The following is a 15481-nucleotide window of genomic DNA, read 5'->3' as shown; positions in this document are numbered from 1 at the left end:
ACCCCCGGACGGAGTCTGGGGGAGTCGTGGTCCCGGCCAAGATCCGCCGGACAGGTCCTGACGGGTCGTGGCCACTCGCGGCACCGGCCGGCCCGGATCGGCAGGGCCGCGCCGGCCGTGGTCCGGGTGATGCCGTGCGGGCGGGGCCGCGGGTCAGAAGGTCAGTTCGTTCGCGTACGGGGGCTGGGCGGCTGGGCGGGAGCAGGTGACCGCTGCTGCCCGGGCCGCGAAGTGGAGGATGTCCCGCCACGCCGCTTCGTCCAGGGCGCCCATCGCCCGCGCCGAGAGCGCGTCGTGCGCGGCCAGCCGGTGCAGCAGCGCCGCGTTCACCGTGTCGCCCGCGCCGATCGTGTCGGCCACCACGACCCGCTCCGCCGGTACCGCGAGTTCGAGCCCGGCCCGTGTCCGTACGGTCATCCCGGCCGCACCCCGGGTCAGTACCACCGCCGCGGCACCCCCCGCCAGGAAGTCCGCCGGGGCGCCGCCCAGCCACCGCGCGTCCTCCTCGGACAGCTTCAGCAGATCCACGTGCGGCAGCCAGCCCCCGAACCGCGCCCGGTAGGCCTCCGCATCGGGGATCAGCCCCGGCCGGATGTTCGGGTCGAGCAGGGTGAACACCCCGCGCGCCGCCTCTCGCCGCAACAGCGCCTCGTACGCGCTCGCGCCGGGCTCCAGCACCAGCGAACACGTTCCCAGCGCCAGGGCCCGGGTCTCGGCGGGGAGGGCGGCCGGCGTCTCGAAGAGCCGGTCCGCGCTGCCCTCGGCGTAGAAGCCGTACCCCGCCGAGCCGTCCGTCCCGATGGACGCCACGGCCAGCGTGGTCGGCTCGGGCCCGCGCTGGACGAGGGCCAGATCGACCCCGGCCGACCGCAGACCGTCGAGCAGCGCCTCGCCGAAGCCGTCCGTAGAGACCCGCGAGCAGAAGCCCGCCGAAGCCCCCAGGCGGCCCAGGGCGAGGGCCGTGTTGTACGGGCCGCCGCCCAGCCGCGGCAACAGCGCGGGCAGCGGGGCGCCGGGGGCCGCCGTGCCCTGCGGCACCAGGTCGATCAGGGCTTCTCCGGCGACGACGATCATGCGGGGGAACGTATCCCATGGCCCGTGGGAGGCGTAAGGCCCACCGGTATCGTCTCCTCCCGGCCCCCAGGGCCTCCCGTACCCCCTGACACCGACACCCCCACCAGTGGAGACAGCCATGCCCGCCCAGCCCGACGCCGCCCGCCGTACCGTGCTGCGAGGGGCGGCGCTGGCCGGCGCCGCCGGGCTCGGCCTCGGGCTCACGGCCTGCTCGCCGCAGACGAACAGCGGCGGCTCCACACCCCCCACCCCGACTGCCCCGGTCGACCTGGGCGCCGCCGGCGAGGTGCCGGTCGGCGGTGCGAAGCTCTACCGCGAGCAGAAGCTGGTGGTGAGCCGCCCGGCGGAGAACGAGTACCGGGCGTTCAGCGCGCAGTGCACCCACGCCGGCTGCGTACTCGACAAGCTCGACGAGACCGAGAACAGGACCGAGGGCAACTGCCCCTGCCACGGCAGCCGGTTCGACGTGGCGACCGGCCAGGTGCTGCGCGGCCCCGCCACCGATCCGCTGCCCGCGGTACCCGTCAGGGCGGAGGGCGGAAAGCTCATCGCGGGCCCCGGCGGCGCCTGACCCGCAACAGCTCGCCCGGAGCTCACCCCGCAGCTCGCCCGCTGCCCGCCCCGCTGCCCGCCCCGCCGCGGATTCGGCCGCTGGACTGTCGGTCCCCGCCAGTAGGGTGTGAGGCATGGCAGACCCCTCCAGCTACCGCCCCAAGCCGGGACAGATCCCCGACTCGCCGGGGGTCTACCGGTTTCGCGACGAACACCGCCGGGTGATCTACGTCGGCAAGGCGAAGAGCCTGCGCCAGCGGCTCGCAAACTACTTCCAGGACGTCGCCGGCCTCCACCCGCGCACCCGCACCATGGTCACCACGGCCGCCTCCGTCGAGTGGACCGTCGTCTCCACCGAGGTCGAGGCGCTTCAGCTGGAGTACTCCTGGATCAAGGAGTTCGACCCCCGCTTCAACGTCAAGTACCGGGACGACAAGAGCTATCCGTCCCTCGCGGTGACACTCAACGAGCAGTACCCGCGCGTCCAGGTCATGCGCGGCCCCAAGAAGAAGGGCGTCCGCTACTTCGGTCCGTACGCGCACGCGTGGGCCATCCGCGAGACCGTCGACCTGATGCTCCGCGTCTTCCCGGTGCGTACGTGCTCCGCCGGGGTCTTCAAGCGCTCCGCCCAGATCGGCCGGCCCTGCCTCCTCGGCTACATCGGCAAGTGCTCCGCACCCTGCGTCGGCCGGGTCACCCCCGACGAACACCGGGAGCTGGCCGAGGAGTTCTGCGACTTCATGGCCGGGCGCACCGGCACGTACCTGCGCCGGCTCGAACAGCAGATGCACGACGCCGCCGAGGAGATGGAGTACGAGCGGGCGGCCCGGCTGCGCGACGACATAGGGGCGCTGCGGCGGGCCATGGAGAAGAACGCCGTCGTCCTGGCGGACGCCACCGACGCCGACCTGATCGCCGTCGCCGAGGACGAACTCGAAGCCGCCGTCCAGATCTTCCATGTCCGCGGCGGCCGCGTCCGCGGCCAGCGCGGCTGGGTCACCGACAAGGTCGAGGCCGTCGACACGGCCGGCCTGGTGGAGCACGCGCTGCAGCAGCTGTACGGCGAGGAGAAGGGCGACGCCGTCCCCAAGGAGGTCCTGGTTCCCGCCGTCCCGGAGGACGCCGCGGCCGTCGTCCAGTGGCTCACCGAGCGCCGTGGCTCGAACGTGAGCCTCCGCATCCCGCAGCGCGGGGACAAGAAGGACCTGATGGAGACGGTCCGGCGCAACGCGCAGCAGTCGCTCGCGCTGCACAAGACCAAGCGGGCCTCCGACCTGACCACCCGCTCCCGGGCGCTGGAGGAGATCGCCGAGGCGCTCGGCCTGGATTCCGCACCACTCCGGATCGAGTGCTTCGACATCTCGCACCTCCAGGGTGAGGACGTCGTGGCCTCGATGGTGGTGTTCGAGGACGGCCTGGCCCGCAAGAGCGAGTACCGCCGCTTCCAGATCAAGTCGTTCGCCGGTCAGGACGACGTCCGGTCCATGCACGAGGTGATCAGCCGGCGCTTCCGGCGCTACGTCCAGGAGAAGCTGAAGACGGGGGAGTGGCCGGAGGAGGGGGCCGAGGAGGAGCCGGCGCCCGGGACCGCGTCGGACGGAGACGAGAGCGGCAGGCCCAAGCGTTTCGCGTATCCGCCGCAGCTCGTCGTGGTCGACGGCGGGCAGCCGCAGGTCGCGGCCGCCCAGCGGGCCCTCGACGAGCTGGGCATCGACGATGTCGCCGTGTGCGGCCTGGCCAAGCGCCTGGAAGAGATCTGGCTGCCCGGCGAGGGCGATCCCGTGGTCCTGCCCCGCTCCAGCGAGGGGCTGTACCTCCTCCAGCGGGTCCGTGACGAGGCGCACCGCTTCGCCATCCGCTACCAGCGCAGCAAGCGGACGAAGCGGATCAAGGCGAGCCCGCTGGACGCCGTCACTGGGCTCGGTGAGACGCGCAAGCAGGCGCTGATCAAGCACTTCGGTTCGGTGAAGAGGCTGAAGCAGGCGACAATCGACGAGATCTGCGAGGTGCCCGGCATAGGCCGCAAGACGGCCGAGACCGTGGCCGCGGCCCTCGCCTCGGCGGCACCCGCCGGCCCTGCGGTGAACACCGCGACAGGAGAGATCATTGAGGATGAGGATCCCGCACCCGCGGGGACCTTGTCCGATCGGGGGATCAAGGAATGACTGAGCACGACCGAGACGGAGCACAGGTGAGTACGGGCACGAGCGTGGAGGCCGGCCAGGCCGCCGAGGCGGCCATTCCCGAGCTGGTGATCATCTCCGGTATGTCCGGCGCGGGCCGCAGCACCGCCGCCAAGTGCCTGGAGGACCTCGGCTGGTTCGTCGTCGACAACCTGCCGCCCGCGCTGATCCCCACCATGGTGGAGCTCGGCGCACGTTCCCAGGGCAATGTGGCCCGGATCGCGGTCGTCGTCGACGTCCGCGGCCGCCGCTTCTTCGACAACCTCCGCGAGTCGCTCGCGGACCTCGAGGCCAAGAACGTCACCCGGCGGATCGTCTTCCTCGAGTCGTCCGAGGAAGCCCTCGTACGTCGTTTCGAATCCGTCCGCCGGCCGCACCCCCTGCAGGGCGACGGCCGCATCGTCGACGGCATCGCGGCCGAGCGCGACCTGCTGCGCGAGCTGCGCGGCGACGCCGATCTGGTGATCGACACCTCCAGCCTGAACGTCCACGAGCTGCGCGCCAAGATGGACGCCCAGTTCGCCGGCGACGAGGAGCCGGAGCTGCGGGCCACCGTCATGTCCTTCGGCTACAAGTACGGCCTGCCGGTCGACGCCGACCTGGTGGTCGACTGCCGCTTCCTGCCGAACCCGCACTGGGTCCCGGAGCTGCGGCCCTTCACCGGCCTGAACGAGGAGGTGTCGGGCTATGTCTTCAACCAGCCGGGCGCCAAGGAGTTCCTCGACCGGTACGCCGAGCTGCTCCAGCTCATCGCGACCGGCTACCGGCGCGAGGGCAAGCGTTACGTGACCGTCGCCGTCGGCTGCACCGGTGGCAAGCACCGCAGTGTCGCCATGTCCGAGAAGCTCGCCGCCCGCCTCGCCTCCGAGGGAGTCGAGACCGTCGTCGTCCACCGGGACATGGGGCGCGAGTGAGTGGCACGAACCCGCAGGTGGGCAGGTTGCGGCGGCTGCGCCGGATCACTCCGCAGCGCGGCGGTGACGCGGTGCGCACGAACCGAAGACGCGGTGCACAGCCCAAGGTCGTCGCCCTCGGCGGCGGCCGTGGCCTGTCCGCGTCGCTCGCCGCGCTGCGCCGGATCACCGGCGACCTCACCGCCGTCGTCACCGTCGCCGACGACGGCGGCTCCAGCGGGCGGCTGCGCGAGGAACTGGGCGTACTGCCGCCCGGCGACCTGCGCAAGGCGCTCGCGGCGCTCTGCGGCGACGACGAATGGGGCCAGACCTGGGCCCGGGTCATCCAGCACCGCTTCCAGTCCCAGGGTGAGCTGCACGAGCACGCGGTCGGCAATCTGCTGATCGTCGCGCTGTGGGAGCAGCTCGGCGACCATGTGAGCGCGCTCGACCTGGTCGGCAGGCTGCTGGGCGCACACGGCCGGGTGCTGCCCATGTCCGCCGTACCGCTGGAACTGCAGGCGCTGGTACGGGGGCACAACCCGGACCGGCCCGACGAGATCGCCACCGTACGCGGTCAGGCGACCGTCGCGCTGACCCCGGGCGAGGTGCAGTCCGTGCATGTCGTCCCGCACGACCCGCCCGCCGTGCCCGAGGCCGTCGAGGCGGTCCTCGACGCGGACTGGGTGGTGCTCGGCCCCGGCTCCTGGTTCTCCTCGGTGATTCCGCACCTGCTGGTGCCGGACCTGCGCGACGCGCTCATGGAGACCAAGGCCCGGCGGGTCCTGTCGCTCAACCTCGCGCCTCAGCCCGGCGAAACCGATGGCTTCTCCCCGCAGCGTCATTTGGAGGTTTTGGCCCGACACGCCCCTAAACTCGCCCTGGACGTGGTGCTGGCCGACGAGGCCGCCGTGCCCGACCGCGAGTCCCTCGCCGACGCCGCCAAGCGGCTCGGCGCCGCGGTCGAGCTGGCGCCGGTCGCCGCGCCCGATGGCCCCAAGCACGACCCGGAGCTGTTGGCCGCCGCGTACGACCGTATTTTTCGGATGCATGGAAGGATCGGCCCATGGCGATGACGGCAGCGGTGAAGGACGAGATCTCCCGGCTTCCCGTCACCCGGACCTGCTGCAGAAAGGCAGAGGTCTCGGCGATCCTTCGGTTCGCGGGCGGGCTGCACCTGGTCAGCGGCCGGATCGTGATCGAGGCGGAGCTGGACACCGCCATGGCGGCGCGCCGGCTGAAGAAGGACATCCTGGAGATCTTCGGACACGGCTCGGAGCTCATCGTGATGGCGCCGGGCGGTCTGCGCCGCGGTTCGCGTTACGTCGTACGGGTGGTGGCCGGCGGCGACCAGCTGGCGCGCCAGACCGGCCTGGTGGACGGCCGCGGCCGGCCCATCCGGGGTCTGCCCCCGCAGGTCGTCTCCGGTGCCACCTGCGATGCCGAGGCGGCCTGGCGCGGCGCTTTCCTCGCCCACGGGTCGCTCACCGAGCCCGGTCGCTCCTCCTCGCTGGAGGTGACCTGCCCGGGTCCCGAGGCGGCGCTGGCCCTGGTCGGCGCGGCGCGCCGGCTCTCCATCGCGGCCAAGGCCCGCGAGGTGCGGGGGGTCGACCGGGTCGTTGTACGCGACGGTGACGCGATCGGCGCGCTGCTGACCCGGCTCGGTGCGCACGAGTCCGTACTGGCCTGGGAGGAGCGGCGGATGCGCCGTGAGGTGCGCGCGACCGCCAACCGGCTGGCCAACTTCGACGACGCCAATCTGCGCCGCTCGGCGCGGGCCGCCGTGGCCGCGGGCGCGCGGGTGCAGCGCGCGCTGGAGATCCTCGGCGAAGAGGTGCCCGAGCATCTGGCCGCCGCGGGCCGGCTGCGTATGGAGCACAAGCAGGCTTCGCTGGAGGAGCTGGGCGCACTCGCCGACCCGCCGCTGACCAAGGACGCGGTCGCGGGCCGGATCCGCCGGCTGCTGGCGATGGCGGACAAGCGGGCGCAGGATCTGGGTATCCCGGGTACGGAGTGCAATCTGACCGAGGACATGGCCGACAATCTGGTCGGCTGACCTCCATGACATGGCGTCAATTCGCCGCTGCCGTCGGCCATTCGGGTCATCGGCAGCGGCGTTTCCGTGTCGCGGTGCCCTATTGACATGATCATGGGGTGTCATGAGCCTGGCATCTGTCCTTTTGTGGCAAACAAATGCAAGGGGGGCTCATGAGACCCAGAGCGAGATCGATCCTCGCAGCGGGTGCACTGCTGCTCGGCGGACTGGCGGCCGCACCGGTCGCCCAGGCCGAGGCCGGGCGAAGCGCCGACCGTGCCGCCGACCCCGCCGCCGACGCGGTGAAGGTCTTCAACGCCGATGTCACCAAGGAGCAGGTACCCCTGCTTCTCGCACTCGGCCAGGACGCCCACGAACTGGGCGAACAGGCCCCCGACCAGGGCACCGCCCGGGTCGAGCTCTTCCTCACCGACGCCCAGGCCCGCGGCCTCGCGAAGCAGGGCGTCAAGGTCACCGAGCGCAAGGTCTCGGCGAAGACCGAGGCGCGGCTGCAGGCGGCCGGCGACGGCGTCTACCGCCCGTACAGCGGCGACGGCAATCTCCAGGAGGAGATCGTCAAGGCCGGGCAGGCCCACCCGGACATCACCAAGGTCGTCTCCATCGGGAAGACCGTGAAGGGCCAGGACATCCTCGCCCTCAAGCTGACCAAGGGCGCCAAGCGGACCAAGGACGGTGCCAAGCCGTCCGTGCTGTACCTGTCCAACCAGCACGCCCGCGAGTGGATCACCCCGGAGATGACCCGCCGGCTGCTGCACCACTACCTCGACAACTACGGCAAGGACCCGCGCATCACCAAGGTGGTCAACTCCACCGAGCTGTGGTTCGTGCTCTCCGCCAACCCGGACGGCTACGACCACACCCACCAGTCCACCGACAACCGGCTGTGGCGCAAGAACCTCCGCGACAACGACGGCGACGGCGAGATCACCAACGCCGACGGTGTCGACCTGAACCGCAACTTCGCCTACAAGTGGGGCTACGACAACGAGGGTTCGTCCCCCGCCCCGGCCAGCCAGACCTACCGCGGCGCCGGCCCCTCCTCCGAGCCCGAGACCGTCGCGCTCGACCGCTTCCAGAAGCGCATCGGCTTCGAGTACGGCATCAACTACCACTCCGCCGCCGAGCTGATCCTCTACGGCGTCGGCTGGCAGGTCGCCACCCCGACCCCCGACGACGTCCTGTACAAGGCTCTCGCGGGAACCCCCGAGAACCCGGCCGTCCCCGGCTACTATCCGCAGGTCTCCTCCGAGCTGTACACCACCAACGGTGAGTCCGACGGCCACGCGGCCAACGTCAACGGGATGATGATGTTCACCCCGGAGATGACCACCTGCCAGACCGTCTCCAACTCCGACCCGAACGACCAGTGGAAGGCCGAGGACTGCCAGTCCGGCTTCAACTTCCCCGACGACGAGAAGCTGATCCAGGCGGAGTTCGCCAAGAACATCCCCTTCGCGCTCTCCGTCGCCGAGACCGCCGCCCACCCCGACCAGCCGTCCTCCGCGGTCGGCCTGGAGGCTCCCGACTTCACCGTCGACCCCTTCACCACCTCGTACGCCCGCGGCGGCGACCAGGAGGTGTCCGTCATCGCCCGCAAGTCGGTCCGTGACAAGGAGCTCAGGTACCGCGTCAACGGCGGCGGCACGCACGACATGGCACTCAAGCCCTGGAAGGGCGGCGAGACCTACGGCGGCGAGGACAACATCCGCTTCGACGAGTACCGCGCCAAGGTCAAGGACGGAGACGTCGGCGACAAGGTCGAGGTGTGGTTCACCGGCGAGACCAGGAGCGGGAAGCCCACCTCCAGCGAGCACTTCACCTACACGATCGCCGAACGGCCCCGGGCCGGCACCGTGGTGGTCGCCGAAGAGGGAGTCCCCGCGCAGCACGCCCAGAAGTACGTCGACGCGCTGAAGGCCAACGGCCGCAAGGCCGTCGTCTGGGACGTCGCCACCCAGGGCGCCCCGCACCCGCTCGGCGTCCTCGGCCACTTCTCCACGGCCGTCCACTACACCGGCGACCGCGCCCCCGGCGGACCCACCCAGCTGGCGCTGCGCGCCTTCCTCAACGAGGGCGGCAAGCTGATCGAGGCCGGCGAGCTGGCCGGCGGCAACGCCCAGGTCGGCCGGGCCACGACCAACGACTTCAGCCAGTACTACCTGGGTGCGTACGGACGTACCTCCGCGCCCACCGCCACCGGGTTCACCGGCGCCGGAAGGCTGGCCGGGTTCACCGGCCCGCTCGCCGGGGCCGCCGGCAGCCCCGCCAACCCGCTGAACGCGGCCGGCGCCTACACGGTCACCTCCGACACCCTGCCGCCCGACGGTTTCCCGCAGTTCGAGAGCGCGCAGGCGGGCAACTACGCGGGAGTGGTCAACCCGTACGCTCCGTACGCGGGCCAGTGGATGGCCGCCGCCACGCACGTGGACAACGACTGGAAGCGCCTCACCCGTACCGTCGACCTCACCGGTGTCAGCGCGGCCGACAAGCCGGAACTGCGCCTCGCCCTCAACTGGAACACCGAGCCGGGCTACGACCACGCCGTGCTGGAGGCCCACACGGCCGGGGCCGAGGACTGGACCACGCTCCCCGAGGCGAGCGGCCTCACCAGCACGGCCGTCCCGGAGGAGTGCGAGGCCGGCTACTTCGTCAACGGCCACCCCTTCCTGCGGCACTACCTCACTGTGGGAGCGGGGAGCTGCACCCCGACCGGCACCAGAGGGGCCTGGAACAGCTTCACCGGATCCTCCGGCGGCTGGAAGCAGGTCTCCTTCGACCTGAGCGCCTACGCGGGCAAGAAGGTCGAGCTCTCACTCAGCTCCGTCACCGACCCCGGCAGCGGCGGACGCGGTGTCTTCGCGGACGACACCCGGCTGGTCGTCGCGGGCGCGGACAAGGAGGCCGAGGGCTTCGAGACCTCCCTCGGTGCCTGGACGGTCCCGGGCGCACCCGCCGGGAGCCCTGAGATCGCCGGCGACTGGGCCCGCTCCGGCGAGCTTTTCAAGTCATATGCGGCGGTCACTACGCGTGACACCGTGCTGCTCGGATTCGGCCTGGAGCACGTCCCGGCCGCCGCCGACCGCACAGCGCTGGTCGGCAAGGCCCTGCGGTCTCTGCGGCGTTGACGCGGCACTGAGACAACACTGACGCGGCACCGGCTCCGGGGAGGGGAGCCACGTCCCGGGCGGCCCGTATCCCTACCCATGGGTACGGGCCGCCTGGTCCCGCCACGAATGCGACCGATGTCACTACCCGGCCCGCGGAGGGGTAGGGTCGTAGGCGGTCGGGGACATCCCATACAGCTCGCCGGCGGACATCCGGCGTACCAACGAGGAGATCGGTTCGTGACGATCCGCGTAGGCATCAATGGTTTTGGCCGCATCGGCCGCAACTACTTCCGGGCGCTCCTGGAGCAGGGCGCGGACATCGAGATCGTCGGTGTCAATGACCTGACCGACAACGCGACCCTGGTTCACCTGCTCAAGTACGACACCATCCTGGGCCGCCTCAAGGACGAGGTCAGCCACACCGAGGACTCCATCACGGTGGGCAACCAGACCTTCAAGACGATGGCCGAGCGTGACCCGGCGAACCTGCCCTGGGGCGAGCTCGGCGCCGACATCGTCATCGAGTCGACCGGCATCTTCACCAAGAAGGCCGACGCCGCGAAGCACATCGCCGCGGGCGCCAAGAAGGTCCTCATCTCGGCTCCGGCCAAGGACGAGGACATCACCATCGTGATGGGCGTCAACCAGGACAAGTACGACGCGGCCAACCACCACGTCATCTCCAACGCCTCCTGCACCACCAACTGTGTGGCGCCGATGGCCAAGGTTCTCGACGAGAACTTCGGCATCGTCAAGGGCCTGATGACGACCGTCCACGCCTACACCAACGACCAGCGCATCCTGGACTTCCCGCACTCGGACCTGCGCCGCGCGCGTGCCGCCGCCGAGAACATCATCCCGACCACCACCGGTGCCGCCAAGGCCACCGCGCTGGTCCTCCCGCAGCTCAAGGGCAAGCTCGACGGCATCGCGATGCGCGTCCCGGTCCCGACCGGCTCCGTGACCGACCTGGTGATCGAGCTCGAGCGCGAGGTCACCAAGGACGAGATCAACTCGGCCTTCCAGAAGGCCGCCGAGGGCCAGCTCAAGGGCATCCTCGAGTACACCGAGGACGCGATCGTCTCCTCGGACATCGTCAACTGGCCGGCCTCCTGCACCTTCGACTCCTCCCTGACGATGGTGTCGGGCAAGAGCGTCAAGGTCATCGGCTGGTACGACAACGAGTGGGGTTACTCCAACCGCCTGGTGGACCTCACGGTCTTCGTCGGCAACCAGCTCTGATCCCGGGCCGGTAGGCACTTCGATGTGAGACGCAGGGCTCGCACGGCGCAACGACGCGCTGTTCGAGCCCTGCATCTTGTGACGGTCTCCTCAGGCCCCGGTTTCTCTAGGAGTAAGCAACACATGAAGACGATCGACGAACTTCTCGCCGACGGCGTCGCGGGGAAGCGAGTATTCGTCCGCGCCGACCTCAACGTGCCGCTCGAAGGCACCACCATCACCGACGACGGCCGCATCCGCGCCGTCCAGCCGACGATCGCCAAGCTCGCCGCCGCCGGCGCGCGCGTGGTCGTCGCCTCCCACCTGGGCCGCCCCAAGGGCGCCCCGGACCCGGCCTTCTCGCTCGCCCCGGCCGCCACGCGGCTCGGCGAACTCCTCGAGGCCGATGTCGCCTTCGCGACCGACACCGTCGGGGAGTCCGCCCGGGCGACCGTCGCGGGCCTCGCCGACGGCCAGGTCGCCGTGCTCGAGAACCTGCGCTTCAACGCCGGCGAGACGTCCAAGGACGACGCCGAGCGCGGCGCCTTCGCCGACCAGCTCGCCGAGCTCGCCGATCTGTACGTCGGCGACGGCTTCGGTGCGGTGCACCGCAAGCACGCCTCGGTCTTCGACCTCCCGGCCCGCCTCCCGCACGCGGCCGGCGGCCTGATCGCCACCGAGGTCGGCGTCCTGAAGAAGCTCACCGAGGACGTCCAGCGCCCGTACGTCGTCGTCCTCGGCGGCGCCAAGGTGTCCGACAAGCTCGGTGTGATCGACCACCTGCTGGAGAAGGCAGACCGCATCCTCGTCGGCGGCGGCATGGCGTACACCTTCCTCAAGGCCAAGGGCCACGAGGTCGGCATCTCGCTGCTCCAGGAGGACCAGATCCCGACGGTCCTGGACTACCTGGACCGCGCGGAGAAGCGCGGCGTGGAGTTCGTCCTCCCCGTCGACGTCCTGGTCTCGGCCGAGTTCCCGGACCTGAAGACCAAGGCCCCGGCCAACCCGTCCACGGTCGCCTCGAACGCCATCCCGGCCGACGAGGAGGGCCTGGACATCGGTCCGGAGACCCGCAAGCTGTACGCCTCGAAGCTCGCCGACGCCGGCACCGTCTTCTGGAACGGCCCGATGGGCGTCTTCGAGCACCCCGACTACGCCGAGGGCACCAAAGCGGTTGCCCAGGCGCTCGTCGACAGCCCCGCCTTCACGGTGGTCGGCGGTGGCGACTCCGCCGCGGCCGTTCGCATCCTGGGCTTCGACGAGAAGGCATTCGGCCACATTTCCACCGGCGGCGGCGCCAGCCTCGAATACCTCGAGGGCAAGACGCTCCCCGGCCTCGCCGCACTGGAGGACTGACTCTCAATGACTGCTCCTGCTCAAGGGCGCATCCCGCTGATGGCGGGCAACTGGAAGATGAACCTCAACCACCTCGAGGCCATCGCCCACGTCCAGAAGCTCGCCTTCGCCCTGGCCGACAAGGACTACGACGCGGTCGAGGTCGCCGTCCTGCCCCCCTTCACCGATCTCCGCTCGGTGCAGACCCTGGTCGACGGCGACAAGCTGAAGATCAAGTACGGCGCCCAGGACATCTCGGCGTACGACTCCGGCGCGTACACCGGGGAGATCTCCGGCCCGATGCTGGCCAAGCTCAAGTGCACGTACGTGGCCGTCGGCCACAGCGAGCGCCGTCAGTACCACGGCGAGAGCGACGAGATCTGCAACGCCAAGGTCAAGGCCGCCTTCAAGCACGACCTCACGCCGATCCTGTGTGTCGGCGAGGGCCTGGACATCCGCAAGGCCGGTCAGCAGGTCCCGTACACGCTGAGCCAGCTCGACGGCGGCCTGAAGGACATCCCGGCCGAGCAGGCCGGGACGATCGTGATCGCGTACGAGCCGGTCTGGGCCATCGGCACCGGCGAGGTCGCCACTCCCGAGGACGCACAGGAGGTCTGCGGGGCGATCCGCGGCCGGCTGGCGGAGCTGTACTCGCAGGAGCTGGCCGACCGGGTCCGCATCCAGTACGGCGGCTCGGTGAAGTCCGGGAACGTCGCCGCGATCATGGCTCAGCCGGACGTCGACGGCGCGCTGATCGGCGGCGCGGCGCTGGACGCCGACGAGTTCGTCAAGATCGTCCGCTTCCGCGACCAGTGAGTATGCGGTAGAGCGGATCCGTCGTACCCTGGCGGGGGTCGAGGTGGCAGGCGCCACCCGGCCCCCGTCGTCCAATTCAGTCCGAGGGAATTCCGGGAAAGTAGGGTTCAGCCGTGATTATGGGGTTCTCGATCGCCCTGATCGTCTTCAGCCTGCTGCTGATGATGCTGGTGCTGATGCACAAGGGGAAGGGCGGCGGCCTCTCCGACATGTTCGGTGGCGGTATGCAGTCGTCCGTCGGTGGTTCCTCGGTTGCCGAGCGCAACCTTGACCGCATCACCGTCGTGGTCGGTCTGATGTGGTTCGCGTGCATTGTCGCGCTCGGTCTGCTGATCAAGCTGGAGGGCTGACCGCTCTTCCGCTGCGGCGTCGCCTGCGCGGCCTATCATGGGCCTGCGTTTTGGGGGCCGATAAGTAACTCCGGTCACTGGACGCGCGTTGGGCCTTACGTAGACTGGGCTGACTTCGAGCACCATCACGCAGGGAGTTACGACCGTGGCAAGTGGCAACGCGATCCGAGGAAGTCGGGTCGGAGCGGGGCCGATGGGGGAGGCCGAGCGTGGCGAGTCCGCGCCGCGGCTCCGCATCTCCTTCTGGTGCTCGAACGGGCACGAGACACAGCCGAGCTTCGCCAGCGACGCGCAGGTCCCCGACAACTGGGACTGCCCGCGCTGCGGATTCCCGGCAGGCCAGGACCGGGACAATCCGCCGGACCCACCGCGCACCGAGCCGTACAAGACCCACCTCGCGTACGTACGCGAGCGGCGCAGCGACGCCGATGGCGAGGCGATCCTCGCCGAGGCTCTCGCGAAACTGCGGGGCGAGATCTAAGACTTGACGTCCGGCCGGGCACCCACCGAGGTGCCCGGCCGGACGGCTTTCCGGCACCCTCTTCCCCACCGCACCTCCGCCCGTTGTCAGTGGTGCCTCCTACGCTGGTGAAGCAGTCGATCACCAGGGGGAGTTGTGGCAGCGATCGAGTCCGCGGGGGCCGCGGTGGTGCGTACGCCCACGTGGCGGGGCGGGTTCGGCCGGCTGTGGACGGCCGCCGTCGTCTCGCGGTTCGGGGACTCGCTGCGGACGGCGGCGATGCCGCTGCTCGCCGCGTCAATGACCAGGGAACCGCTGCTCGTCGCGCTGGTGACGGCCTGCGGGTATCTGCCCTGGCTCGTGTTCGGGCTGCTCGGCGGAGCGGTCGCGGACCGGGTGGACCAGCGGCGGGCCATGTGGATGGTCGACCTGCTGCGGGGCGCTCTGGTCGCCGCCTTCGCGGTGGCGGTGGCGCTCGGGCACGCCTCGCTCGCCCTGCTGAACGCGCTGGCCTTCGTGCTCACCACCCTCCAGACGCTCTTCGACAATGCCGCCACCGCCCTGCTGCCCTCGATGGTGCCCGCCGAGGCACTGGGCAGCGCCAACGCCCGGCTGCTCACCGGGCAGCAGATCGCGGGCGCCTTCCTCGCGGCCCCTCTGGTGCCCGTACTGCTCGCCGGCGGGGCGGCGCTGCCGTACGCGGCGGACGCGGCCACATACGTCCTGGCGGCCGTCCTGATCGCCTCGCTGCGAATATCCGTGCCGGACCGGCCGCCGCGGCCCGCCGGGAGCACCCTGCGCGGGGACATCGCGGCGGGGCTCCGGGTGCTGTGGCGGGACCGGGCGCTGCGTGGGCTGTGCACCGCCACGACCCTGTGCAACATCGGTATGGGGGCGCTCATCGCCACTCTGGTGCTGCATGTGACGGGGTGGCTGGACGTGGGGAACGCCGGCTATGCGCTGGCCATCACGGCGTACGGGGTGGGCAGCGTGGCGGGGGGACTGCTGGCCGGCCGGCTGTCGGAGCGGTTCGGGCGGATCCGGGGCGTCTTCGGGGCCGGCGCGATACAGATCTGCTGTCTCGTCGCGATGGGGACCGTCCGCGAACTGTGGGCGCTGGCCGGTGCGCTGACGGTGTTCGGCTTCATGGGCATGGTGTGGAACGTCAACCAGGTGACGCTGATGCAGCAGCGCAGCCCGGTATCCATGCTGGGCCGCATCAGCTCGGCCTTCCGCACGATGACGATCGCGGGGACTCCGCTCGGAGCGATGCTGGGCGGGGCGGTGGCCGGCGCCTGGGGTCTGAACACGCCAGCTCTGCTGGCGGCCGGGCTGTTCGTGTGCGCGGTCGCCTCCCTGCTGCCACTGCTCCGATCAACTAGGTTGGGGGGCAGCGGGGCAGGTACGCAGGTACGAGAAGAAGTGGGCTGATAA

At 70.6% G+C, this 15481-nt stretch carries 13 protein-coding genes; 12 read left to right on the top strand and 1 reads right to left on the bottom strand.

Annotated features, from left to right (window positions below):
* Positions 1-153 precede the first annotated feature (153 nt).
* Positions 154-1074 carry a carbohydrate kinase family protein gene (locus ACWV17_RS28950; RefSeq protein WP_455361975.1) on the bottom strand — a complete coding sequence of 307 codons (921 nt, stop codon included), beginning with the start codon at positions 1072-1074 and terminating at the stop codon, positions 154-156.
* A 118-nt stretch (positions 1075-1192) separates the two neighbouring features.
* Here ACWV17_RS28950 and ACWV17_RS28945 point away from each other — a divergent pair, with 118 nt between their 5' ends.
* The 12 genes from ACWV17_RS28945 (at position 1193) to ACWV17_RS28890 (ending at position 15478) form a co-directional block, all read left to right on the top strand.
* Positions 1193-1645 carry a Rieske (2Fe-2S) protein gene (locus ACWV17_RS28945; protein WP_455361974.1) on the top strand — a complete coding sequence of 151 codons (453 nt, stop codon included), beginning with the start codon at positions 1193-1195 and terminating at the stop codon, positions 1643-1645.
* A 115-nt stretch (positions 1646-1760) separates the two neighbouring features.
* Complete coding sequence (gene uvrC, locus ACWV17_RS28940) at positions 1761-3791, top strand: excinuclease ABC subunit UvrC (RefSeq protein WP_455354250.1); 2031 nt, start codon at positions 1761-1763, stop codon at positions 3789-3791.
* A complete protein-coding gene (rapZ, locus tag ACWV17_RS28935; protein WP_455354249.1) occupies positions 3788-4723 on the top strand; it encodes an RNase adapter RapZ in 936 nt (311 codons plus the stop codon). The genes uvrC and rapZ overlap by 4 nt, the downstream gene beginning before the upstream one ends.
* A gap of 26 nt (positions 4724-4749) precedes the next feature.
* A complete protein-coding gene (locus ACWV17_RS28930; protein ID WP_455354407.1) occupies positions 4750-5778 on the top strand; it encodes a gluconeogenesis factor YvcK family protein in 1029 nt (342 codons plus the stop codon).
* Entirely contained in the window at positions 5769-6758 is a 990-nt protein-coding gene (whiA, locus tag ACWV17_RS28925; RefSeq protein WP_455354248.1) for a DNA-binding protein WhiA, read from the top strand. The genes ACWV17_RS28930 and whiA overlap by 10 nt, the downstream gene beginning before the upstream one ends.
* Positions 6759-6910: 152 nt before the next feature.
* On the top strand, positions 6911-9883 hold the full coding sequence (locus ACWV17_RS28920; protein WP_455361973.1) for a M14 family zinc carboxypeptidase: 2973 nt from the start codon (positions 6911-6913) through the stop codon (positions 9881-9883).
* 219 nt (positions 9884-10102) lie between these two features.
* Entirely contained in the window at positions 10103-11107 is a 1005-nt protein-coding gene (gene gap / locus ACWV17_RS28915) for a type I glyceraldehyde-3-phosphate dehydrogenase (protein WP_455354246.1), read from the top strand.
* 123 nt (positions 11108-11230) lie between these two features.
* A complete protein-coding gene (locus ACWV17_RS28910; RefSeq protein WP_455361972.1) occupies positions 11231-12442 on the top strand; it encodes a phosphoglycerate kinase in 1212 nt (403 codons plus the stop codon).
* A 6-nt stretch (positions 12443-12448) separates the two neighbouring features.
* Positions 12449-13237: a triose-phosphate isomerase gene (tpiA, locus tag ACWV17_RS28905; protein ID WP_455361971.1), complete on the top strand. Its 789-nt coding sequence runs from the start codon at positions 12449-12451 to the stop codon at positions 13235-13237.
* 119 nt (positions 13238-13356) lie between these two features.
* Positions 13357-13587 (top strand): preprotein translocase subunit SecG, encoded by a 231-nt coding sequence (gene secG / locus ACWV17_RS28900; RefSeq protein WP_455354406.1) that lies wholly within the window; start codon positions 13357-13359, stop codon positions 13585-13587.
* Positions 13588-13732: 145 nt separating this feature from the next.
* Positions 13733-14068 carry an RNA polymerase-binding protein RbpA gene (locus ACWV17_RS28895; protein WP_078947476.1) on the top strand — a complete coding sequence of 112 codons (336 nt, stop codon included), beginning with the start codon at positions 13733-13735 and terminating at the stop codon, positions 14066-14068.
* A gap of 135 nt (positions 14069-14203) precedes the next feature.
* Positions 14204-15478 (top strand): MFS transporter, encoded by a 1275-nt coding sequence (locus tag ACWV17_RS28890; protein WP_455361970.1) that lies wholly within the window; start codon positions 14204-14206, stop codon positions 15476-15478.
* Positions 15479-15481: the final 3 nt, after the last annotated feature.

Source organism: Streptomyces mabaensis (genome assembly GCF_053763515.1).
This window is presented reverse-complemented; position numbering and strand designations above follow the sequence as displayed.